25 protein-coding genes are annotated in these 21,364 nt (G+C 42.5%); 14 read left to right on the forward strand and 11 right to left on the reverse strand.

The features are described from left to right. The first annotated feature begins 58 nt into the window (after positions 1-58). The 3 genes from noc (at position 59) to KVG29_RS10665 (ending at position 2,697) form a co-directional block, all read left to right on the forward strand. Positions 59-877, forward strand: a complete 819-nt coding sequence (gene noc / locus KVG29_RS10655) for a nucleoid occlusion protein (protein ID WP_420840555.1) — start codon at positions 59-61, stop codon at positions 875-877. 185 nt (positions 878-1,062) lie between these two features. After that, a complete protein-coding gene (locus tag KVG29_RS10660; protein WP_252228423.1) occupies positions 1,063-1,836 on the forward strand; it encodes a ParA family protein in 774 nt (257 codons plus the stop codon). Then, positions 1,837-2,697: a ParB/RepB/Spo0J family partition protein gene (locus KVG29_RS10665; RefSeq protein WP_252228424.1), complete on the forward strand. Its 861-nt coding sequence runs from the start codon at positions 1,837-1,839 to the stop codon at positions 2,695-2,697. Between the two features lie 60 nt (positions 2,698-2,757). On the opposite strand, the gene KVG29_RS10670 is transcribed toward KVG29_RS10665, so the two are convergent. After that, positions 2,758-3,462: a CvpA family protein gene (locus tag KVG29_RS10670; RefSeq protein ID WP_252228425.1), complete on the reverse strand. Its 705-nt coding sequence runs from the start codon at positions 3,460-3,462 to the stop codon at positions 2,758-2,760. After that, complete coding sequence (locus KVG29_RS10675; protein WP_252228426.1) at positions 3,459-4,601, reverse strand: hypothetical protein; 1,143 nt, start codon at positions 4,599-4,601, stop codon at positions 3,459-3,461. The genes KVG29_RS10670 and KVG29_RS10675 overlap by 4 nt, the downstream gene beginning before the upstream one ends. Before the next feature lie 280 nt (positions 4,602-4,881). Between KVG29_RS10675 and yyaC the strand changes: the two genes are divergently transcribed. Continuing rightward, positions 4,882-5,403, forward strand: coding sequence for a spore protease YyaC (yyaC, locus tag KVG29_RS10680; protein WP_276576530.1), 522 nt, complete (start codon positions 4,882-4,884; stop codon positions 5,401-5,403). Here the strand turns inward: yyaC and KVG29_RS10685 are convergent. The 4 genes from KVG29_RS10685 to KVG29_RS10700 all read right to left on the reverse strand — a co-directional run bounded on the left by KVG29_RS10685 (position 5,400) and on the right by KVG29_RS10700 (position 8,536). Beyond that, positions 5,400-5,693: a YkuS family protein gene (locus KVG29_RS10685; RefSeq protein ID WP_252228428.1), complete on the reverse strand. Its 294-nt coding sequence runs from the start codon at positions 5,691-5,693 to the stop codon at positions 5,400-5,402. The genes yyaC and KVG29_RS10685 overlap by 4 nt on opposite strands. Positions 5,694-5,770: 77 nt before the next feature. Then, the gene (locus KVG29_RS10690; RefSeq protein WP_252228429.1) at positions 5,771-6,286 is read right to left on the reverse strand and encodes a DUF4446 family protein; all 516 of its coding nucleotides are present in this window, start codon (positions 6,284-6,286) and stop codon (positions 5,771-5,773) included. Positions 6,287-6,314: 28 nt separating this feature from the next. Next, complete coding sequence (locus KVG29_RS10695) at positions 6,315-7,187, reverse strand: diacylglycerol/lipid kinase family protein (RefSeq protein ID WP_252228430.1); 873 nt, start codon at positions 7,185-7,187, stop codon at positions 6,315-6,317. A 17-nt stretch (positions 7,188-7,204) separates the two neighbouring features. Continuing rightward, positions 7,205-8,536: a tetratricopeptide repeat protein gene (locus KVG29_RS10700; RefSeq protein ID WP_252228431.1), complete on the reverse strand. Its 1,332-nt coding sequence runs from the start codon at positions 8,534-8,536 to the stop codon at positions 7,205-7,207. A 199-nt stretch (positions 8,537-8,735) separates the two neighbouring features. On the opposite strand from KVG29_RS10700, the gene KVG29_RS10705 reads away from it, so the two are divergent. Beyond that, positions 8,736-8,894, forward strand: coding sequence for a hypothetical protein (locus KVG29_RS10705; protein ID WP_252228432.1), 159 nt, complete (start codon positions 8,736-8,738; stop codon positions 8,892-8,894). A 113-nt stretch (positions 8,895-9,007) separates the two neighbouring features. Here the strand turns inward: KVG29_RS10705 and KVG29_RS10710 are convergent, their stop codons facing one another. After that, positions 9,008-10,153: an MFS transporter gene (locus KVG29_RS10710; protein WP_252228433.1), complete on the reverse strand. Its 1,146-nt coding sequence runs from the start codon at positions 10,151-10,153 to the stop codon at positions 9,008-9,010. A gap of 65 nt (positions 10,154-10,218) precedes the next feature. Further along, positions 10,219-10,425: a DUF2935 domain-containing protein gene (locus tag KVG29_RS10715; RefSeq protein ID WP_252228434.1), complete on the reverse strand. Its 207-nt coding sequence runs from the start codon at positions 10,423-10,425 to the stop codon at positions 10,219-10,221. A gap of 176 nt (positions 10,426-10,601) precedes the next feature. Between KVG29_RS10715 and KVG29_RS10720 the strand changes: the two genes are divergently transcribed. Genes KVG29_RS10720 through KVG29_RS10730 form a run of 3 tightly spaced genes read left to right on the forward strand, consistent with a single transcriptional unit; the run spans position 10,602 to position 13,998 of the window. Next, positions 10,602-11,570 carry an AAA family ATPase gene (locus KVG29_RS10720; protein WP_252228435.1) on the forward strand — a complete coding sequence of 323 codons (969 nt, stop codon included), beginning with the start codon at positions 10,602-10,604 and terminating at the stop codon, positions 11,568-11,570. A gap of 3 nt (positions 11,571-11,573) precedes the next feature. After that, complete coding sequence (locus KVG29_RS10725; protein ID WP_252228436.1) at positions 11,574-12,692, forward strand: DUF58 domain-containing protein; 1,119 nt, start codon at positions 11,574-11,576, stop codon at positions 12,690-12,692. Next, positions 12,664-13,998 (forward strand): hypothetical protein, encoded by a 1,335-nt coding sequence (locus tag KVG29_RS10730; RefSeq protein ID WP_252228437.1) that lies wholly within the window; start codon positions 12,664-12,666, stop codon positions 13,996-13,998. The genes KVG29_RS10725 and KVG29_RS10730 overlap by 29 nt, the downstream gene beginning before the upstream one ends. Before the next feature lie 3 nt (positions 13,999-14,001). On the opposite strand, the gene KVG29_RS10735 is transcribed toward KVG29_RS10730, so the two are convergent. Beyond that, entirely contained in the window at positions 14,002-14,916 is a 915-nt protein-coding gene (locus KVG29_RS10735; protein WP_252228438.1) for a cation diffusion facilitator family transporter, read from the reverse strand. Positions 14,917-15,414: 498 nt separating this feature from the next. Between KVG29_RS10735 and KVG29_RS10740 the strand changes: the two genes are divergently transcribed. Genes KVG29_RS10740 through KVG29_RS10750 form a run of 3 tightly spaced genes read left to right on the forward strand, consistent with a single transcriptional unit; the run spans position 15,415 to position 17,245 of the window. Beyond that, positions 15,415-16,131, forward strand: coding sequence for a gamma-glutamyl-gamma-aminobutyrate hydrolase family protein (locus tag KVG29_RS10740; protein ID WP_252228439.1), 717 nt, complete (start codon positions 15,415-15,417; stop codon positions 16,129-16,131). Between the two features lie 41 nt (positions 16,132-16,172). Further along, on the forward strand, positions 16,173-17,051 hold the full coding sequence (locus KVG29_RS10745; protein ID WP_252228440.1) for a mechanosensitive ion channel family protein: 879 nt from the start codon (positions 16,173-16,175) through the stop codon (positions 17,049-17,051). Beyond that, complete coding sequence (locus KVG29_RS10750; RefSeq protein WP_252228450.1) at positions 17,051-17,245, forward strand: DUF951 domain-containing protein; 195 nt, start codon at positions 17,051-17,053, stop codon at positions 17,243-17,245. Before KVG29_RS10745 ends, KVG29_RS10750 begins: the two co-directional genes overlap by 1 nt. A 10-nt stretch (positions 17,246-17,255) precedes the next feature. On the opposite strand, the gene KVG29_RS10755 is transcribed toward KVG29_RS10750, so the two are convergent. Continuing rightward, positions 17,256-17,432 carry an aspartyl-phosphate phosphatase Spo0E family protein gene (locus tag KVG29_RS10755; RefSeq protein WP_252228441.1) on the reverse strand — a complete coding sequence of 59 codons (177 nt, stop codon included), beginning with the start codon at positions 17,430-17,432 and terminating at the stop codon, positions 17,256-17,258. Positions 17,433-17,720: 288 nt separating this feature from the next. On the opposite strand from KVG29_RS10755, the gene zwf reads away from it, so the two are divergent. The 3 genes from zwf (at position 17,721) to KVG29_RS10770 (ending at position 20,530) form a co-directional block, all read left to right on the forward strand. After that, positions 17,721-19,199: a glucose-6-phosphate dehydrogenase gene (zwf, locus tag KVG29_RS10760; RefSeq protein ID WP_252228442.1), complete on the forward strand. Its 1,479-nt coding sequence runs from the start codon at positions 17,721-17,723 to the stop codon at positions 19,197-19,199. A 128-nt stretch (positions 19,200-19,327) separates the two neighbouring features. Beyond that, a complete protein-coding gene (locus KVG29_RS10765; RefSeq protein ID WP_420840556.1) occupies positions 19,328-20,020 on the forward strand; it encodes an RraA family protein in 693 nt (230 codons plus the stop codon). A 66-nt stretch (positions 20,021-20,086) separates the two neighbouring features. Next, positions 20,087-20,530 carry a PPC domain-containing DNA-binding protein gene (locus KVG29_RS10770; protein ID WP_252228444.1) on the forward strand — a complete coding sequence of 148 codons (444 nt, stop codon included), beginning with the start codon at positions 20,087-20,089 and terminating at the stop codon, positions 20,528-20,530. A 163-nt stretch (positions 20,531-20,693) separates the two neighbouring features. Here the strand turns inward: KVG29_RS10770 and KVG29_RS10775 are convergent, their stop codons facing one another. Then, entirely contained in the window at positions 20,694-21,074 is a 381-nt protein-coding gene (locus tag KVG29_RS10775; protein ID WP_252228445.1) for a hypothetical protein, read from the reverse strand. Positions 21,075-21,364 lie beyond the last annotated feature (290 nt).

Genomic DNA, 21,364 nt, shown 5'->3' on the forward strand with positions numbered 1-21,364 from the left:
TTAAGAATTTATGGCGAATATTATAAATCGAATGGGGGCGATAGAGGTGTTAAGGGTTATGAGAAAAGGCGTATCAGATAATTGCATGGTGGTGCAGCAAATCCCAATTGACAAGATAAGGCCAAATCCTTATCAGCCCCGGAAAGAGTTTTCAAAGCAGGGGCTGGAAGAGTTGTCACAATCCATAAAGCAATATGGGGTGCTGCAGCCTATTACTGTTAGGAAGATCGGCTCTGATGCCTATGAGCTGATCGCCGGCGAAAGGCGCTTGCGTGCCTGTCAAATGATAGGGATGGAGTACATACCTGCGATAGTTTTAAACGTCCACGAGAGGGATTCGGCAATTGTGGCCATGATAGAAAATTTGCAGAGGGAGGATTTACATTATTTAGATGAGGCAATGGGGTATGCCTGTCTTATACACGACCATGGTTTTACTCAGGAGGAATTGGCCAAGAGGATAGGGAAAAATCAGTCTACCATTGCCAATAAGATGCGCCTACTCAAGCTCCCAGATAATATAAAGAAGATGTTACTGGAGAACAATCTAACAGAGCGGCATGCCAGGGCATTGCTCAGATTGCCCGATGACGATTTGAAATTGAAGGTCTTGCAGCAGGTTATAAGCAAGAAATACAATGTAAAAGAGACCGAGATGCTGATAGAAAGGGTATTGAAAAAGCTTCAATCGGACAAGCTTGAGAATATTAAACGTACAAGGGTGAAACAAGCCTGTAATAAGGATGTGAGAATTTTTATAAATACCATTAAGAAAGCCGTGAGCATGATAAAGGAATATGGGCTCAACCCGCAGATGACGCAAATCGATAACGAGGACAGTGTGGAAATAATTGTAAAAATACCCAAGTATTCGTAAAGATAATGTACTTTGTCATAGGGAGGCATTAAAGTTCATATTTAAATAAAATACGGCATAACCGCAAAATTGGTGATGCCGTATTTTGTTTTTGTTGCCCTTTAAATTGAAGTTATATTTTAATATAATATAGGTTAAAGGGTAGTGTTCTATGCTTGAAAATGAGATGAAGGAGTTGTTATTTCATGTCAAAGGTGATTTCTATTGCCAATCAAAAGGGTGGGGTGGGTAAGACAACAACAAATGTAAATTTAAGTGCCTGTGTAGCAGCTTTGGATAAAAGGGTATTGACCATAGATATAGACCCGCAGGGCAATACCACAAGCGGATTGGGGATTGATAAGAATAAAATTGATTGTTCTATTTATGATGTATTAATAAATGGGATTGATGCGAGGCAGGCTATAATGTCTACCAAAATAGAAAATCTCGATATCATACCTTCAAATATACAGCTTGCTGGAGCCGAAATAGAGATGGTCCCTATGATTGCCAGGGAGACCATACTCAAGAAGGCCATTGAATCCATCAGGGATGAATACGACTATATCTTTATAGACTGTCCACCTTCTCTGGGGCTTCTTACTATAAACGCCTTGACTGCTTCGGATAAGGTTATAGTGCCAATTCAATGCGAATACTATGCGCTTGAGGGGTTAAGCCAGCTGATGAGCACCATCAATATCGTAAAAAAGAACTTGAATCCATCCCTGGAACTTGAGGGCGTTGTATTGACCATGTTTGATGCTAGAACCAATCTCTCAATCCAGGTTGTGGAGGATGTAAAAAAGCATTTTAGAGATAAGGTATACAGAACTATAATACCCAGAAATGTTAGATTGGGTGAAGCTCCCAGTCACGGGGTGCCCATAACCCTTTATGACCCAAAATGCGTAGGGGCTGTTGCGTACTGTGAACTTGCTGAGGAATTTATAGAAAATGATAGGGAGGCGATTTAATTGGCTAAACGCGGATTGGGAAGAGGGTTGGATGCCCTCCTCCAGCCTTATGATGCACAGGTGGTTCCCTCTGGCAGGGAAGCTATTCAAGAGATAAAAATAACCGATATTGATCCAAACATCAATCAACCGAGGAAGCGTTTTGATGAGCAGAAGATAATGGAACTTGCACAGTCTATAAAGCAGCACGGCGTTGTTCAACCCATTATAGTAAAGCCCAATAATGGGAGATACATAATCGTTGTGGGCGAAAGGAGATGGCGGGCAGCGCGGCTTGCTGGTTTAACCCATATACCGGCTATTGTACGGGATGTGGACAGGCGAGAGCTGGTGGAGATAGCGTTGATTGAAAACTTGCAGCGCGAGGATTTGAATCCAATAGAGGAGGCACAGGGGATACGTCAACTAATAGAGGAGTACGGGCTTACTCAGGAGCAGGTTGCCGAAAGGATAGGGTGGAGCAGGTCGGCCGTGGCCAATGCCTTACGGCTTCTCTCTTTAAGCGATGAGATTAAAAGTTACCTGGAGGATGGTAGATTGACATCGGGACATGCAAGGGCGCTGCTGGCTATTGAGGATGAGCAGATGAGGTTAATGCTTGCAAAGAAGATAGTTGAAAAGGGCCTAAGTGTTAGGGAAGTTGAGCAGATAGTCAGGAATCTAAAGGGTCGTACAGGGGATAAAGAAAGCAAAAAGGCAAGTGTAAATAAGCCTGGCTATATTTTAGAAATTGAGGCAAGCCTGGAGGAACGCTTTGGAACCAGGGTTCAGATCACTCCAGGGAAAAAGAAGGGCGTAATTCAAATTGAGTATTACAGCGACAGCGATCTTGAGAGGATAGTTGACAAGTTGATGTCATAGCAATGTTTCACGTGAAACATTCCAAAATTGTTTCACGTGAAACAATTAGAAGGGATTCGTTTACACGAATCCCTTTATAAAATTAGTGAATATGTTTGATTTGAAAAAGAACTTCCCCAGGAGAGAATTTTCTATTAATGAATAGATTATGTCAAGGGGAGCTAAAGTCAATATAACCGGTACCAATGAGAATAACAGAAATATTAAAAACATACCTCTTAGAAGTCCAACTCCAGCGCCCGCAAGCCCATCGTACTTCTTTAAAGCAGGTAATCCTGCAACTTCTTTTGTAATGGATATGCCAATCTGACAGACTACTCTAATTATCACAAATAGCGTTATAAAGCATATTATATTGAGAATTATATATGCAACACTATAGTTGAAGTACTCGCTAACAGTAGTAAGATGAGGCAAGGTTTCATTTAACATATTATACAACAACAAACGATCAAAAGGTGGAGGCAGCTGAGCTCGAGTCACTATATTTATTATTTGCTCTTGTGTTAATGATGATACGAGAAGAGCTTGTTCTTCAATCGATTGAACTTTGGATGCACCTTCAGTGTAATATATGAGGTTTTTTATTAAATCTGGATATTGATGTACAAGAAATTTTGAGAGCAGGGGATAAAATATAAGTGAGGTCAGCCACGAGAAAAGGGAAGATAAAAAACCTAAACCCGAAGCCACAAAACCATTGTATACACCGATTAGTGCACATATTGATAAAATAGACAAGATTATGTAGTCAATATAGTTCATGTTTTTCCATCCTTTCGAGAATCAGCTTTATTTAACGCATATATATGTAGCATATTATCTCTGCTTAATACATAAAAACGATCAGGGGCAAAAGATGACCAGTATACTTTTACCGGATGTACATCTAAGGTATAAGTCCTAACGGTGTTACCGCTTTTTCCTATAACGACCAAATCACCGTTTTTGTTAAGGGCAATGAGCTGTTGGTCCTTGTACGGCTGCATATCAGTTAGCCCATATGGGAGTTCAAGCAATTCTTTTTCCCCGTTGCTGTGTACATACACCGTATTAGCTCTATTGAAGCTTGCTTTTGGAAAATAGAGTAACAGATCATTGCCTAAATGGACATACTGATGGATATAACAGTTTGGAGCATTGATGCTCCATTTTATTGAACCATCAATATTGTAACATATTAATTGATGTATGCCAACCAAGACAACGTTTTTTTGAGTTCTGTAAATCTTGTAAAACATTGAATCGTTCAATGACAACATCCCTTGGGGGGAATTGCCATTGATAAAATTGAACACCCGGGTAGATGGGTATGGAGTATCGGTGGCCAGAGTAAGTACAGAAAAACCCTTTGTAACAGGATCATATGACGCATCTAGATAATGCGAATGGTCCATACCCTCTAGATTGATGGTATATATATCGCCCTTTTCAATGAGCACTGGTTTTAACAGGTTATCTTGTGTTTTTAATATTACTAGCAGCATATCACCCAGTTCACGTATGGCAAATCCTTCACTCCCTTCTTCAATGGTATATGCCAACTTAAAAGGTGTATGTGTAGTATCATATACGAATCTGTTATTTATTAGCACATGCTGAGAAGTAGATTGATTGATAACAGGGGAATTGCCCACCAATGCTATATCTTCTGGTTTAAAAGGCAAGCTCATCTCTTTACCATCATACGTGTAAAATTTGGTATTAGTACCCGAAACTGCAAATCCACTTTTGAAAAAATGCACATGAGCTTTTTGTTCTACCTGAATAGGCTCGTTCAATAGGTTGCTGCTCTGCAGGTTTTCGTACTTGTAGAACAGCAATTCACGCAGCCGAGTGTGCATTATTATGGCGATTACAAGAACAATTAATGCAATGAGTAAAACTACCTTTGTCTTTTTCATCCTATCCTCCGTTTTATTAGATGATTTCATCAGAAAAAATAACAGTATTCAATATTGATATTTCGCCAAAAAGTGAAAAAATCCTGCTTTTGACTTGGCCAATTATTTTTTATTGTCCAAATATATATTACAGTGAAATTTCATAAACATTATCATAAACATTATATTGAATGATATTTAAAATGCAGGGAAAAATGAAAAAAGAAGGGCAGGGGGAATTAGGGCAGTGGAAGCGGTAGAGAATAGAATCATCGATGTTAAAAATCCAAATGCATTACCGATGTTCGTTGAAAGGTTCATGTTGACTTTTAAAGAAACATACAAGATGGAATATACCAGCATTATCGTGTTGTGTATAGGTACTGATCGGTCAACGGGGGATTGCCTTGGCCCTTTGGTGGGGTACAAGCTCAGTTCAATGGCCAGGTGGCAAAACATATTCGTATACGGTACGCTGGAGAATCCCGTACATGCTAAAAATTTACACAGCACGCTTGATGTAATAAAGGCAAATCACAGGCGTCCTTTTATAATAGCTATTGATGCGTGCCTGGGAAGCCATGAGAGGGTTGGATGTATAATAGTGGATAAAGGGCCTATTGTTCCAGGGGCGGGTGTTAACAAGAAGCTACCCAAAGTAGGAGATATGTACATAATAGGAATAGTAAATGTGGGCGGTTTTGCAGAGTATCTCATATTGCAAAACACGAGGTTGAGCCTGGTCATGAATATGGCCGATATCATCAGCAGAGGGATGTATTTGAGCTTTTCAAAGCTTGCAGAAGCGCCAGTTTGGACTTAAAATAAAGGGCTGTATGCACGCCTTTCTATTATTTGAACGATTTCATCGATACTCTTATCCTTTGCGTTGATCAATATAACCCCAGAGTAATTATAAGCGGGGTTTAGCATGGTATATTGCTGAGATAGATATTTGTTAATATTGAGCAGAGTGTTGTCGTTGTTTTCTTCAAGGTATATCAGCGCATCAATGGGGCAGTTGGCTTCCTCATAAAACACAACTTTATATCCCAGCTGGTTTAACTGGTTTTTTATATAGTCCAGTCCCCTTTGAATCGCTATGACTTTCATAAAAAAACACCTCCACTGATATTTTTTCTCAAAGGAGGTGTTTTCTATACACCATTTATATTTGGTTTTACAGCTAATTAGATCTTAGTAGAAGAAATGTTTTGATTGATGGCTCTATTTATAGCCTCCATCTCTTCCTGGGACAAAGGATAAGTAGAAGTACCGTTTTGGATTGGCTTTGCGTATATGGAGGAAGAGCTTCTGGTGAACAATCCCGTCAATACTACTCCGTTATTGTTTTTATCCAGCAGGGCCACTGAAAAGCTTAAATCGCTACCCATCTGCTCGAATGGATTGTACCTTATAATTCCTATCCTTTGTACGCAGGATTCCAGTTCTTTTGATAAATTTTGGTATCTATGTTCCAAATCTTGGATTTTTACGGTATTATTTTTGACGCAATCAAGATGATGCATCAACAGCGCTTCAAGGTTTTTATTGTCCATACCTCTCATTAATCGTTTGTATTTTCTTATGATCTTTCTAGTTTTTATCGAGTAAACTATTACGATTGTAAACGCCAGTACAGATAAGGCAGCCGAAATAGCTGTGATCAAGTGGCTGTATTTTTCTAAGAGTGTGTACAAGTCCATATGTTACCCTCTCCCCTTGCAAAAACCTCTAGCAAAATACAAGGATACCATGATCCGACACAGAAAATTGTACAGGGGTTGTTGCGATAATATCGCCATCTCCGTTTACCGGAAGGCTTTCATCGCTGTGTATTTTCACTTTTTTGCACCTGTAAGCCTTAACATAAGGCAGATCCAGGTATTTCCCCGATACGAATTTCCAAAACAAAAAAGGAAACTTAAACCGTGGGACAGGCGTTATCAATATCGCATCGATATAACCGTCATCTATAGAACCGTTGGGATTTACATTCATTCCTCCTCCATAATAGGTACCATTGGCGATTGCAAAAAGCAATATTTTTGTACTAATTTTGGTATTGTCAATCTCAATTACAACGTCTTTATGCCTGTAAGTGATGAACTTAAGTAATGCCGATGCGTAATAAGCTGTCTTACCGGAAATCCAGCGCTTTATCTTTTGTATATCCCGGGCTATTTCGGCATCAAAGCCTATGCTGGCAACGTTAAAGAAATAACCGTTGCCATAAGAGACCGCATCTATGTATTTAGGTTTACCATATGCAATAATAGATAGGGCTTTATCTATTTTGGAAGGAATGTTTAGGCTTTTTGAGAGGTCATTGCCTGTACCTGTGGGCAGGATGCCCAGAGGAGTTAATGAACCAACCAGACCATTTGCAACCTCCATAACGGTGCCATCGCCCCCTACTGCTACAACGGCATCGTATGACAAAGAGACGGCACTCTTTGCCAGAGCTGTGGCATGCCCCTTGTATTGAGTTTTTATTATCTCATATTTTAAACGGCATTGTTTACAAAATTGCTCAATTAAAGGTATGGCACCAAGTGCTGTGCCATTTCCTGCAGCAGGATTTACAATGAACAGCAGTTCTTTCATACCTCTCCCCTATTTCTTTAAAATATATATCTCTTCTTCCTTTTATTTCTTTGCCTGCGTATCATATACATTATTATAATTAGCAGCAATATACCTATAAAAACCAGTTCTACTGGAACGTCATAACCCAATATGTGAACATATTCAATATTATCATCGTTGGTTTTGACGTTATTCTGGGATTCGGTTTGGTCATCTGCGGTTTCATCCGTTTCTTCTAATTCTTCAGGAGGAGGCGGTGGGGGAGACAGCCTTTTGATCTCCTCTTCCACCCATTTTATAAAAATGGCATTGTTTTTTAAAGAGGGTTGCACCCCTTTGAGGTAATCCAGGATTTCCTGTTCCCTTCCCATGAGTTTCAAAAGGGATACCCTGTCGTAGACTATCTTATTGCGTATCACATTAGAAAGAGGCTCTTCAAAGCCAGGGGAGCTTTGAAGTTGATCGAATATTTCAAGGGCCATCCCAGGTTGATAAAGCTCCATATGGCACAGGGCTTTTAGATATTTCAATTCATTGTTCAATTCAAAAGAGGGATTTGCCTCTAGGAATTTGGCAATTGATGCGATGGCATCATCATAGTCCATTTTTTCGTATAATTTGACTATGTTGATTACATCGGGGTTACCCTGTGCTTTTTGTTTCAAATAGCTTGCCACAGCCAGCTCAACAGGGTAAAAATGAAGCTGCAGGTCCCCGGCTTGCCTGACATCCAAAAAGCGCCATATCAACCTGCCTCCGGTATCGTATTCAGAAGGCATAGTTGAGGGATTGGGTTCAAACACGTAGGGGGGATAAAAATCCAAATCTGCTATAACCTGAATATAGTTAATAGGTCCTTTCCAAAGGCTAAGAAGTCTTAGAGGAACATGTATAGTTCGAAGTTCGGTCTGATCAAATTTGTTATCTATCGTAAAAGAAGATTTAATGACTTTAGATTGGCCGGGGGCTAGTTTCACTGTAAATGTACTCCAATTGGGAGGCAAAAATATATCGGGCATTTCCGGGTTTTGAGAGGCACGTAGTGTAATAAGCCTTTGATTTTGCCCCTCAACTATTACTGAAGGCTGTTTTACGGTCACTACGTCATCATACCTTGATGGTATGCCCACTGCAATGCTTGCCTCTGAAGGGCCGTTATTCCTTATGACCATGGATGTATCGACAGCGGTGAAGGTCGGCCGCACTCTCAGGGTGGCCTGAAATGAAACCAGGGTTATGTTATCGCTGTGAATCGGATAGGCCCTTCTTCTGGATATCTCTACTGGCACTTGTATGGCATATACGGGGATGGCAAAAACAAACGCACAAATAAAAATTGTGACCCAGACAAACAATCTTTTCTTCAATTTTTTATCCCCCCAATCGTTAACCCATGAGACAACACCCTTTTAATTAGTCTAGCATAACTTAATGCACAGGACAAGGAGCGTTTTAATTTTATATGGGGTGAAGCCCAATGATGAAGGAAGTGTTGATGATGTCAAACTGGTATACTATAATCCCCCGCTTGGCTACCAACCGTAATATCTGGTGCCCTACTATTTGATGTCAGGCAAAACCAAAGATGGTAATACATTCAAGGCTTATGTGCCTGCTCTGCCGGATAATTACATGGTTATAGAGGGTCCTCCTGGATTGAAAGATTACTATAATGATGAAACTGCTAAACCTTCAAGGGTAGAAGAAGCTGATGATCCCGTTTAGAGAGAAAAATCCGCAGAGCGAGAAATAGATCCAAATTTGGGAACGAATGACGATTAAAATTATTAAGGTAAGACCGTATAATATACATTATATGCGGTCTTACCTTTTTTTGGCTATTTTATAAACCCCCTTGAAATCAATGCACCAGACAATCCTAATACAGCGGTCAATACAAATCCCCATGTTAATCCCAGCATATCGCTTATAAGACCTGTAAAGGCTGGTCCAAGGAACATGCCTATGGCGTATATGGCTTGAAAAAAGCCCATGGCGGTGGCTCTTTTGGAGTCTTCTACCGATTTTATGCTCAGCGCCATAAGCAGGGGGTATACAAGTCCACGGCCTATTCCTCCGATGGCCTGGGATATGTACAGCAAATATATATTTTTAATAAATGGGATTGCGGCACAGGCGGCAGAAATAATGACGAAGCCCATAGCAATCACTTCCTTTTCACCGTAGCGCTTTGAGAAGAATGAGCCGCTTGCAGCCGAGGCAAATACCGCAGGAAGGGCAGAGAAAGTGGCCAAAAGCCCCAGCTGCGCATCGCTGGCGCCTATGTTTTTGGCCGCAACCGGCGTAAACCCGTAGGTGGTTGCAAAGGTGATGAATTGGACGAGTATTGCAAGCCCCGAGACCAGCAGCAGTTTGTAATCCTTTGATATTGAAAGCAGCTGCGATGCGGTAAGGGGCTGGCGATCTATGCCTTTGTTTTCTACTATGAACAGGCTCAATAAAAGGCCAATTAACCCGCCAAAAGCTGCTACCATGAAAGTGCTGGCTTGTCCGAACTGTTGCGCAGCGTAACCACCTATCAGAGTGGCTGACATTTGGCCTATTGTGGTAAAGGAGTTTATAATTCCTACGGCTTTAGGGGTGTCCTGCTGGGCAAAATAGCTCGAGAACAGGACTGTATATGCCACCCAGGCCGAGGCAGCAGCTCCTGCCAGGGAACGAAACGCCAGCAGCCAAAACGGTGTTTTAAAAAGCCACATTCCCAGGGCGCTTATGAGAGAAGCGGTAATGCCCATGATTATAAAAAATTTTCGGTTGCCCATTTTATCCGAAAGGATTCCTAGGGGAATCCTGAGCAGCATTTGGGTAAGCCCATAAGATCCTACAATGAGGCCTATCATCTTATAGGATGCCCCCAGGGATTCGGCATAGGGCGATAAGATGGGTACGTAGGAATACATGGAAAACCAATATAAGCTGGTTGCAATGCAAAACAGTGGTATGCGGTAAAAATGATTGTTCATTATATCCTCCAGTCGCTCTCAAAGAATTTTAGAATTAATTATCCTAATTATACCATCAACCTTATTTAAAATCTAGTGAAGCCTGGCCAGGGGGAATCTTCAATTTTTGACAGGTAATATTTTTCTTCCCGCACCATGTGGTTTGCAACCAGGGGAATGAGGTAGAAGCCATATAGTCTTTTTTCTTTTGAAGACAGCGCACTCTGCAAAAATATGGCATGATCGCACATAACGCTCAGCAAGAAGAGCATCTCCGCTCTTGTATTGTACAACAAAACTCCTCCCTTTTTCATATTGGATTTATAACAGTATATTCATGAAGATATGTTCAGGTTAAGGGCGACCCATTAAATCAAAAAAGAGTTTAAATATGGTGAAAATTGTACAAGGAATTAACTGATCCATGGCGAATATAATGAATTGACACCAAAAAAGGAGATGGTAACGAATGCGATTTGCCCATATCTATGACCTGGCAAAGAGGGTAAAATCAAACATACAGCGGGTGATTGTGGGAAAAGAGGATATAATAGACCTTTTGCTGGTGGCGTTGATTTCATCGGGGCATGTGCTTTTAGAGGATGTGCCGGGTATGGGAAAGACCTTGCTTGCCAAATGCTTGGCAAAGTCCTTGGACTGCAGCTTTAAAAGGGTTCAGTTTACGCCCGACCTTCTGCCCAGCGACTTAAGCGGAATAAATTATTTCAACCAAAAAATCGGCGAGTTTGAATTCAGGCCTGGCCCAATTTTCACAAATATACTGCTGGCCGATGAGATAAACAGGGCTACGCCCAGGACGCAGTCCAGCCTCCTCGAATGCATGGAGGAAAGGCAGGTCACCATCGACGGTGAGACCATGAAGCTGCAGCAGCCTTTTATGGTTATCGCCACCCAAAACCCTATAGAAATCCAGGGGACTTTTCCGCTGCCTGAGGCACAGCTGGATCGTTTTTTGCTAAAAGTCCAGATGGGCTATCCATCCACTTCGGAGGGAATTGAAATCTTGAAAAGGTTTAAGGAGAGAAACCCGTTTGACGAGATCTCCCCAGTCGTCAGCCAGGAAGAGATTATAGCCGCTCAACGGGATTATGTGAATGTCTTTGTGAGCGATGACATTCTTCGGTATATAGTGAATATCGTTGAGATGACCAGAAAACACAATGACGTGCATTTGGGCGTAAGCCCCCGGGGAAGCCAGGCACTCCTTAGGGCATCACAGGTATATGCAATACTGCAAGGGAGGGACTATGTCATTCCCGATGACGTCAAGGCAATGGCAAAGCCGGTACTCAGGCACAGGATGATTTTGAGAAATGTAATGGCTGCCAAGGGCGGTCAGCAGGACGAAATCATTGATCAAATACTGCGGCAGGTTCCGGTACCCACCGAAGAACGGCTGTGGGAAAGGGAAGGTTAAACCATGTCTGTTCAGTGGTTTATATTTATAACCGTTGTCATTGTGATGATACAAGGGATGGTATTCAGAAAGTGGGGGCTAAAAAACCTCAAATACCATAGGTATTTTAACGTTCCGGCCGTGTTTGAGGGGCAAGAGGTGGAGATGGTTGAGGTGATATCCAATGAAAAGCTCTTGCCTGTCCCATGGCTCCGCATAGAATCCAAAATCAGCGCAAATTTGAAATTTCAAAAGCAGTTCAATCTCGATATACAGCATCAACAGTTTCACAAAAGCCTTTTCAGCTTGATGCCGTACACTCGAATCATCCGGCGGCACAAAGTGAAGTGCTTAAAGAGGGGATGTTATTATCTCAATTCGGTTACGATGACCTGTGGTGATTTGTTTGGATTTCAGGAAGTGTCAAAGGAGTTTCAGCTGTCGGCACAGCTTCTGGTATATCCCAAACTCATACCGATGGAGGATATTCCTTTGCCGTCTCACAGCTGGCAGGGAGATGTTACGGTGAAGCGCTGGATAGTGGATGACCCGTTCATGGTGGCAGGAGTAAGGGATTATGCTTACGGCGATCCTCTAAACCGCATCAACTGGAAAACCACTGCCCGTACTGGCAAGATAAAGGTCAATAACCTCGATTTTACTGCAAACCCCAGGTTGATGATATACTTAAACGTTGACATTTCCGAAGAGATGTGGAATGCTGTCACTGAACCCGAAGGGATTGAAAAGGGCATATCCTATGTTGCTTCCATTGCACAGCACATTATTTCCCGGGGAATAGAGGTGGGATTTGGAAGCAACGGATACCTGATAGACCGGCCAGGGGAACCGGTGCGCATCTTGCCGAGGTGCAGCCTGGAGCATCTCACCACCATATATGAAGCCCTGGCTAAATTGGTTATAGCAAGGAGCGTGACATTCTTTACATTTCTGGAACAGGACCTGGCAAGAGGGGTTACGGGGATGGATTTTCTCATAATCACCTCTTACGCAAGCCCACGGATGGAGAATCAGATAAGAAAGTTGAAGGAATACGGTAATGCAGTGGAATTTCTTTGGCTGCACCCGCAACAGGATATAAGGAGTGAAGAGCATGAAGAATCAGGCATTGGCGTTTCTTAAGCGGAGCATGCAGGCCGCAGTGGAACTCATTGCTTTTTTCCCTTTAATTTTGATGCTAGCGGTTTTCGCTTTTCCTGAGTCTGTGGTTCTTAGCTGGGTGGCTTTTTTAGTTGTGTATTATATTGCAGGAATCCTTTTGAGGACCGTTTTAAGGAAAAAGCCGAAGATTGCATCTGTACTGTTGGGCGTCATCATTACATTTTCTCTGGCATATAGCGTTTTCGGCTGGGGTCTGCCGCTGTGGGCTTCATACAGCGTAGGGGTTGTGCTGCTTTTCAGAGGGATGTCCTTTGTTGAGCGCAGGTGGGAGGAGGTTTTCCCCTCTGCTGCCTTGTGGGTGGGGATACTGATATATTTTGTAGCCTACTTTTTCTACAAGCATTCAATGACGCTCATGCCCTATGCAGGTTTGGTAGCGCGGATGGGCTTTATTTATACCGGCATAAGCCTTATCATATTTAACCTACAACAACTCAAAAGAGCGACTCTATCCAGAAACGGTGAGCCTGTGCTTTCTTCCGGGCTTTTGCGGCACAACAGGCTGCTGATTGCCTTGACATTTATATTGATAGTCATTGTAGCAAATTTGAGCCGCCTTAAGGAAGTGGTTTTATGGCTGGTTAATGCCATAATTTTGTTGATTGTCAAGGTCATCTTATTTTTAAGCAACCTTGTACCCATGAGTGAGCCGGGAGGGGAGATGCCGCCGGATGGTGGGATGCTGGATATGCTGCCCGAGGCAGAGCCTAGAGCTCCAAATATCTTTGACTACATATTCGAGGTTTTGGCTTATGTTTTAAGTATAGCGTTTGTAATTGCGTTGGTTGCTGCACTCGCCATGATGTTGTATAGAGTAATGAGGAGGCTTATCAAGCTGCTGGCAAGGTTGATACAGGAAGGGGAGTGGATGGGGACTGATGCTGGATATGTGGATGTGAAGGAAAAGGTGATCGACCTAAAAACGTTGGGAAAGGAATATGCCAGTAGGTGGAAGCACTGGCTGACCTCCTTGATTGAGAGGGAGCCGCGGTGGGAAGACCTGTCCGATGTCACCCAGAAGGTGCGGTATCTTTACAGGCGATTTCTGATTCGCTGTATCAGCCTAGGATACCGGCCCAAAAGCTATATGACGCCCAACGAGATAAAGGAGGATTTAAAGGTGTGGAACGAGAGGAAGGGACGTCAGGCCGATGTGCTCATCCCACTATATAACCTTGTGAAATATGGTAAAGACGCTGAGAAGCTGATCGACCATAGAAGTCTTGACGAGCTAGCAGACATGATAGATAAACGCTTCGGCGACTGATTTTTAGCACGATTTATCGCATTTTTGACACGCGGAGTGGAGAGATGCTGGCTGGCAGGGGTTTACGTGAACCATGACGTCTTTTACATCCCCCACCTTTGATATTACAGCACTTCTTACTTCATTGGCGATGTTGTGCCCATCTAGCACGCTTATGCGGCGGTCAACAACTATGTCCACATCCACATATATCATGTTGCCATGCCTGCGCGTCTTTAAAAGGTCTATGCCTTTGACGTTTGGTACTGAAAGTATGATTTGGTGTATGGCTTCCACCTTTTCTGGGGGAGCCGAGGAGTCCATCAGCTCTGAGATAGACCTTGCATATATTTCATATGCCATCTTTAAAATGAGCATGGCACCCAATATAGCTGCTATCGGATCAGCTGCGGCATAGCCCAGCCTGGCTGCACCAATCCCTATCAGGGTTATCATAGAGGTCAAGGCATCCGAGCGATAATGCCAAGCGTTGGCTTTGAGTGCCGTGCTGTTTATCCTTTTGGCGGTAAAGATGGTATACTGAAACAGTATTTCCTTGACGGCTATGGTTAGGATGGCCGCATAAAGGGCAAGAACGCCGGGCGTTTCGGCATCGCCTGTGATGAGGTGCTGTATTGCCTTCCATCCAATCGCCAGCCCTGCTGTCAGTAGGAATCCGGCAACAAATTTTGCTGCTATAGCCTCAGCCTTTTCGTGACCGTATGGGTGCTCCTGATCGGCTGGCTTGTTTGCTATTTTCAATCCCAATGCTACAATCAATGTGGTCAATATATCTGAAGCCGATTCAACGGCGTCAGCGATCATGGCAGTGCTGTGGGCCACCAAACCTGCTAACAGCTTCAGCAGCGTCAACAGAGCGTTTGTTATAATGCCCACCCTGTTAACTCTCTGCCCTGCATGGTATCGAGCATTTCCCATGTTTAAAACCCCTTTCATTTTCAATTAAGAATAAAATTACTATTATATTATTTCATTTCATGAAGAAATGCAACATAAAATAGCCTAAAAATCAACAAAAATTATTTGAGCAGCGAATAAAAGATAATATTCATCATTATCAATTGAGAATAATTATTGCAATCAAATCCTTTTACGAATACTCTCGAAAAGTAGCTGAGCAACATAGGCACAACGATTGATTTTGTAGAGCAACCTTGCAGAATAATTATGGGGTGAAGTTCCAAGACCGAACCTGCAAACAAGCTAAAATAAGGCTCTCAGACTTTTCGAGAGCGTACTTTACAAAAAGAGGGGGAATAAGGTATAAAAATGTGATAAAATAGTCTCCGTAAATTTAGCATATTGTACAAGGCCTATGAGTTAAAGCATAGCGCTAGAATAGAGGATTATAAAATAAAACGGGATTGCGTAACATGGAATAAAAAGATATTATGATGAAAATGGAGTGTAGGGAGCATGAGGCCTTTGATAGGTATTACCTGCGATTATGATTTGGAGGCTGATAGGATTCAGCTGCACAGCGACTATTGTAGGGCCATATACGCGGCTGGAGGGCTGCCTGTGGTGTTGCCATATATCGATGTTGAGGATGTTTGTTCTTTGGCCTCCAGACTGGACGGCATTATGTTTACAGGAGGCGGCGACATAGACCCCCATTACTTTGGCGAGTATCCCCATTACGCTTTAGGGCAGGTAAATCCAATTCGTGATGAGGCAGAGATAAGGCTTTGCGCCTGGGCTATGGACAATGACAAGCCTGTACTGGGCATATGCAGGGGGATTCAGGTGATGAGCGTGGCTATGGGTGGGACGCTTTATCATGATATAGCCACTCAATTGAAATCTGAAGTTACCATAAATCATCGTCAAACAGCGCCCGGGTGGCATCCCATTCACGGGGTCAGGCTTGAACCCGGTTCCAGGATAAGCTCTATAATGGGGCAGCAGCATATACGGGTAAACAGCTTTCATCATCAGGCTGTAAGAGAAGTGGCTCCTCCTTTTTGTGCCACCGGCCGAAGCGATGACGGCGTCATTGAGGTTATCGAATCCAGAGAGCATACCTTTGCGGTAGGGGTTCAGTGGCATCCTGAGCGGATGTATAGGCATCATCAAAACATGTTGCTACTATTTAAAGCTTTTGTGGAGGCGTGCAGCAGGAGCAAGCCATAAAAAATAGGGCGTTTAATGAACGGAGGGAGGAAATCGATATTATGAGGGAGTTTTTGTTCAGCATTGGTAGGGAACTGAATGCCTGGATTGAAGGGCTTAAACTTCAAAACTATCAGCATTTAGTTTTTATCGCTTTGAAAATATTGGCTATATTGTTTTTGGCGTGTATTATACACAAGATAGGTAAGGTTTTAATAGATAGATTTTTTAATGCACGGATTCAGGCAAAAATTGGCGTGGATGCAAGAAAGGTAAATACCCTTCGGGCTTTGGCTCATAGCATATTGAAATATACCGTATATTTTGTTACGGGCCTTACTGTTTTGGGGCAATTTGTGGATACTACTTCTATTTTAGCTACGGCTGGCATAGGTGGACTAGCCGTAGGTTTTGGAGCTCAGAGTTTGGTAAAGGATGTGATTAACGGATTTTTCATATTATTCGAGGACCAGTATGCAGTGGGGGATTTTGTTACCATAGGCGATACGACGGGTACGGTGGAGGAAATAGGTTTAAGGATTACCAAGATACGCGGTTTTAAAGGCGATTTGACCATCATACCTAACGGACAAGTACAAAAAGTGGTAAACTATACGAGGGGTAATGTGTTGGCTGTGGTCGACATAAGTGTGCCTTACGAGACCGATATTGATAGGGTCATTAAGCTCATAGAAGATGTTGCAAAGAGGTATGCTCAGGAGAATAAAAACATAGTTGAACAGCCCCAGGTTTTGGGGGTTATGGACATGGGAGATTCTCAAATAACCATTCGTGCTGTAGCCCGTACTTTGCCCTTGAAACATTGGGAAGTAGAACGAGAGTTAAAAAAGCGAATCAAAGAGGCTTTCGATGAAAACGATATAGGAGTACCTTATCCCCGCAGGGTTATAATTCAGTCCGAAAAGGAGGAGAAACAGTGATGCCAAATCAGTATTCGGTAGGTGATATTGTACAGACGCGCAAGCAACACCCCTGTGGCAATGACCAATGGGAAATAATAAGAGTGGGAGCAGATTTCAAGATAAAATGCTTAAAGTGCGGTAGAATAGTCATGATGGACAGAGAAAAGTTTGAAAAGAGGGTAAAAAAGCTGATAAAGAAGGAGGGGGAATAAAAAAAGGGGGTCACTCTTTTGAAGCCCCTTTTTTTGATGCATTGTACGTTTGAGAGTAATAAAGCTCAATCAGTTTGTCCAGCTTTTGACTGTATTTGATTACCGGTTCACTACACAGCTTTTGGTTTTTTAATATTATATTGTGCAGTTCTTGGCGTAGCGTATTTATCTCTGTTACCAATTCCATATGATCCCTCACTCTTTCCTTGTCAAAAGTCAATACAAAAGTCAACGAATCGAATTATAGCTTAAAAGTGCGATAGGGTCAAGATGTTTATCACCATTATTTACAAAGTTTTAACAAAAAATTAATACAGTTTTTCTCAATTAAGCGACATAATATGCCACAACTTTATGCACAGGGCGTTGTAAGGTTTACGCGATAAAAATTAGTTTTAGAGGAGTAGAGGCTGGTTATACTTAAGATATAAATTTAAAGGCGTTTTAAATGGGGAACCTATGGAGGTGAAAACCTGTGGACTGTTTATTGGTCATATTTGGTGGTACGGGTGATTTGGCTCATCGAAAGTTGTATCCTGCTGTTTACAACCTCTTTTTATCAGGGCAACTGTCTCAGCATTTTGCTGTGGTCTCGGTGGGACGCAGGGATAAGACCAACGAAGAGTTCAGGCGGGATGCCGTTGAAGCGATAAAGAAGTTTTCAAGGCCCAACAGCGGCACTGATGAAGATTTGAATGCCGTTGTATCCAGGTTCTATTACTATAAATTGGATATAAGTGATTCCTATGGATATGTGGGCTTGAAGGAATACCTGTCCAGGCTGGATGACCGTTATGGAACGCAGGGCAACAGGGTATATTATCTGGCGGTGGCGCCTGAGCATTTTAAAACGATAGTTCAGCACCTCAAATCTGCCGGTATGGTGGTGAACGACGGATTGAGCTGGCAGAGGCTGATTATAGAAAAGCCCTTTGGCAGCGATTTAAGTTCGGCAATAGCTTTAAACAATGTCATAACAAGCGTGTTTAGCGAAAGGCATGTATACAGAATAGATCATTATCTAGGGAAAGAAATGCTCCAAAACATAATGACTATACGCTTTGCCAACGCCCTCTTTGAGCCGTTGTGGAATAACAAATATATAGACCATGTACAGATTATATCCAGCGAAACAGTGGGGGTTGAGAACAGAGGGTCTTATTATGAAAAGGCAGGGGCGCTGAGGGATATGATACAAAATCACATGCTCCAGCTTTTGATGCTAACTGCCATGGAACCTCCTGCACAGCTGGATACCGAGTCTATAAGGGACGAAAAGGTCAAGGTGCTAAAATCGCTGTCGGAAATGACTCCTGCCAAGGTACGGCGGGACGTGGTGAGGGGGCAGTACGGCGGGGGCTATATAGATGGAAAGCCTGTTGTAGGATATCGGGAGGAGAGCAGGGTGTCGCCTTTTTCCAACACCGAAACCTTTATGGCCATGAAAGTGGAGATTGAAAACTTCAGATGGGGTGGGGTGCCGTTTTATCTGCTGACTGGTAAGAGATTGCCCAAGAAGTTTACTGAGATAGTTATACAATTCATATCCCTGCCCGAGGTGCTGTATTTTAAGGAACTAAAGGGGCTCAAACCCAACACTCTTTTGATACGGATCCAACCCCGTGAAGGAGTGGAGCTGTATTTCAACGCCAAGAAACCCGGAATTAAGAACGAGATAATACAGGTGGGGATGGACTTTTGCCAGAACTGTGCCGTCGATGCCGTGTCTCCCGATGCCTATGAGCGGCTTTTGCTGGATGCCATGAAAGGCGATTCTGCGCTTTTTACGCGCTGGGATGAGGTGGAATATGCCTGGCGCTTTGTGGATAACATAGCCAAAGTATTGGCAGAAGAGGAGCCTGATTTTCCAAATTATCCGGCTGGGACATGGGGCCCTCCTGCAGCCAGGAAGCTTATAGAAAGGGACGGGAGAAGGTGGAAGATGATGGAATAGTTCTTTTGTAAAATAAAAGTTATTTGAACTTGGTACAATATCCTGATACAATATAAAAAAGTAAGATAAAAATTACCAGTATAAGAACTTATTGTTTAGAGTGAATGAGGGGGTTTTTAATCATGGACATGTCTAAATCAGAAAGGGAAGAACTTTTAAAGCTTTATGAAGGACTTCGCGTGGCTGATGTACGAGATGGAATGGATTGGAATATGATGCATGGTTATGGTAGCATGTCTTATGAGATTCGTCCGTTGTTTAGAACGAGAGTAGTAGGGATTGCTAGGACGGTACGGTATCTGCCTTATGAGGGTTCGATCCCCAAAATGAGTCCCGATGAATATACCGAATGGGTAAACTGGTATTACAACAACGTATGTACCTATCCTTGGATAGAAGATATCCAGCCAGGTGATTTCATAGTTATTGACCAAAGCGGGGTAAATGCAGGGCTTATGGGGTCTCATAATTCTCTGGAAGGTTTTAAAAGAGGAGCACGTGGATATGTGATAGAAGGTGGAGTGCGAGATACTGACGAACTGATTTTGCAAAAGATTCCTGTGTGGTCTAGATTTATATCTCAGGCAATGGTACAGGGTAGGTTGCGTTACGATGCCAAGGATATTCCTGTATCGGTTGGCGGTGTAGTTGTACATCCCGGAGATGTGGTTGTAGCGGATGGAGACGGGGTAATTGTGGTCCCCAGAAAGTTGGCTTACGAGGTAGCAAAGTATGCAAGGCGCGAATTGAACAAAGACAAGGTTCAAAGAAGAAAATTGTATGAAGCCCTGGGGTGGGAACTGGACGATACTGTCAAGTAAAGAATGGGTCCAAAAGGATTTTTGGGTTTTGTTTGGTTCTAAAAGGATAGTGGGAGGGTTGGCGTTATGGAGTATTTTTCAACACAAGAAATTGGCAGAATATTTATACTAAGGTTAGACCAAGGAGACATGGTGCTTGAGAGCATAAATGAGCTGATCGTCAAGGAAGGGATTAAAGATGCGGTGGTGGTATCTGGCATAGGAACACTGGACAGGTGCACACTGCATATGGTCATGACCACCGGTTATCCGCCGGTTGAGCATTTTGAACGCTGGGAAGACAAACCTCTTGAGCTTGCGTCAATAGACGGCATAATAGCGGATGGAAAGCCACATTTGCATGCCGTGGTGTCTGATCGTGAAAAAGCCTATGCGGGGCATCTTGAGAACGGCTGCAGGGTTTTGTATTTGGCAGAAATAGTTATAGTGGAGGTAAAATCGCTGGACCTTACCAGAGTACCCAATGATAAGAATATTTTAAAGCTTATAAGCCGCAAGCGGCAATCATGAGGTTAGGCTGTAGGCGGCAGTTATGAGGTTAATAAAAATATAAGGCTTTCCGTAAGTTTTCCTTGATGAGAGTAAGAAAGGATATTAGGAAAACTTTTAAGGGAAGCCCGATAGAGCAAAAAGAGGTTGATTTACCAACCTCTTTTTGCTTTGATTTTTGTGATTATTCCTGGGAATTGACCACTTTAAACTCTTTGAGCATATGGTAGAATCTTGCCCCATGGCCCTCTGCTGCCTCTAAAAAGTACTGTTGCTTTATTATAAAAGTGCCCCCCTGTTTATCATCTACGAGATAATATCTAACTATAGTGGCATTTGGTTTCAGGCCACTACGAGCACGTAGAGATATTGATTTAACAGGGTCTTCAATGACGCCATAATTTTCAACAGTTTCAAAAGAAGATTTTAGTTCAGCTTCTATTTGTGCGGCCATTTCTTGAGGAGATTTATCCGCTACTCGCTGAATTTCCATGTATACTTCTGGCAAATTATCGCCCGGATCCACGTTTGGAACGATTCTATCCTTTCCATCTTGTTTTACCACGTGATACATGCTTTCATCGACGTATATAACGTATCCGGGTCCTTCATTGAGGTTTACCTTGGTATCCTCCTTTTGCCCTTCAATATCCTGGACTATGACCTTTTCTGGGGGGTGAAGATGGATTTAATTTTACTCTTTTTCATGGTTTTTACCTCCTTTTGGTTTTCGTAGTGTCAAAAATTTTTATACAAAATCAGCTTTAGTTGCTGAATATAACTGATTTTTTAGGTATATTTTTCAAATACCTCCCCAGAGTGGGTGGTGCTTAAATATAAATAATATTCCTTTAA

It is taken from the genome of Caldicoprobacter algeriensis, assembly GCF_023838525.1.
In the GTDB taxonomy this organism is placed as follows: domain Bacteria; phylum Bacillota; class Clostridia; order Caldicoprobacterales; family Caldicoprobacteraceae; genus Caldicoprobacter; species Caldicoprobacter algeriensis.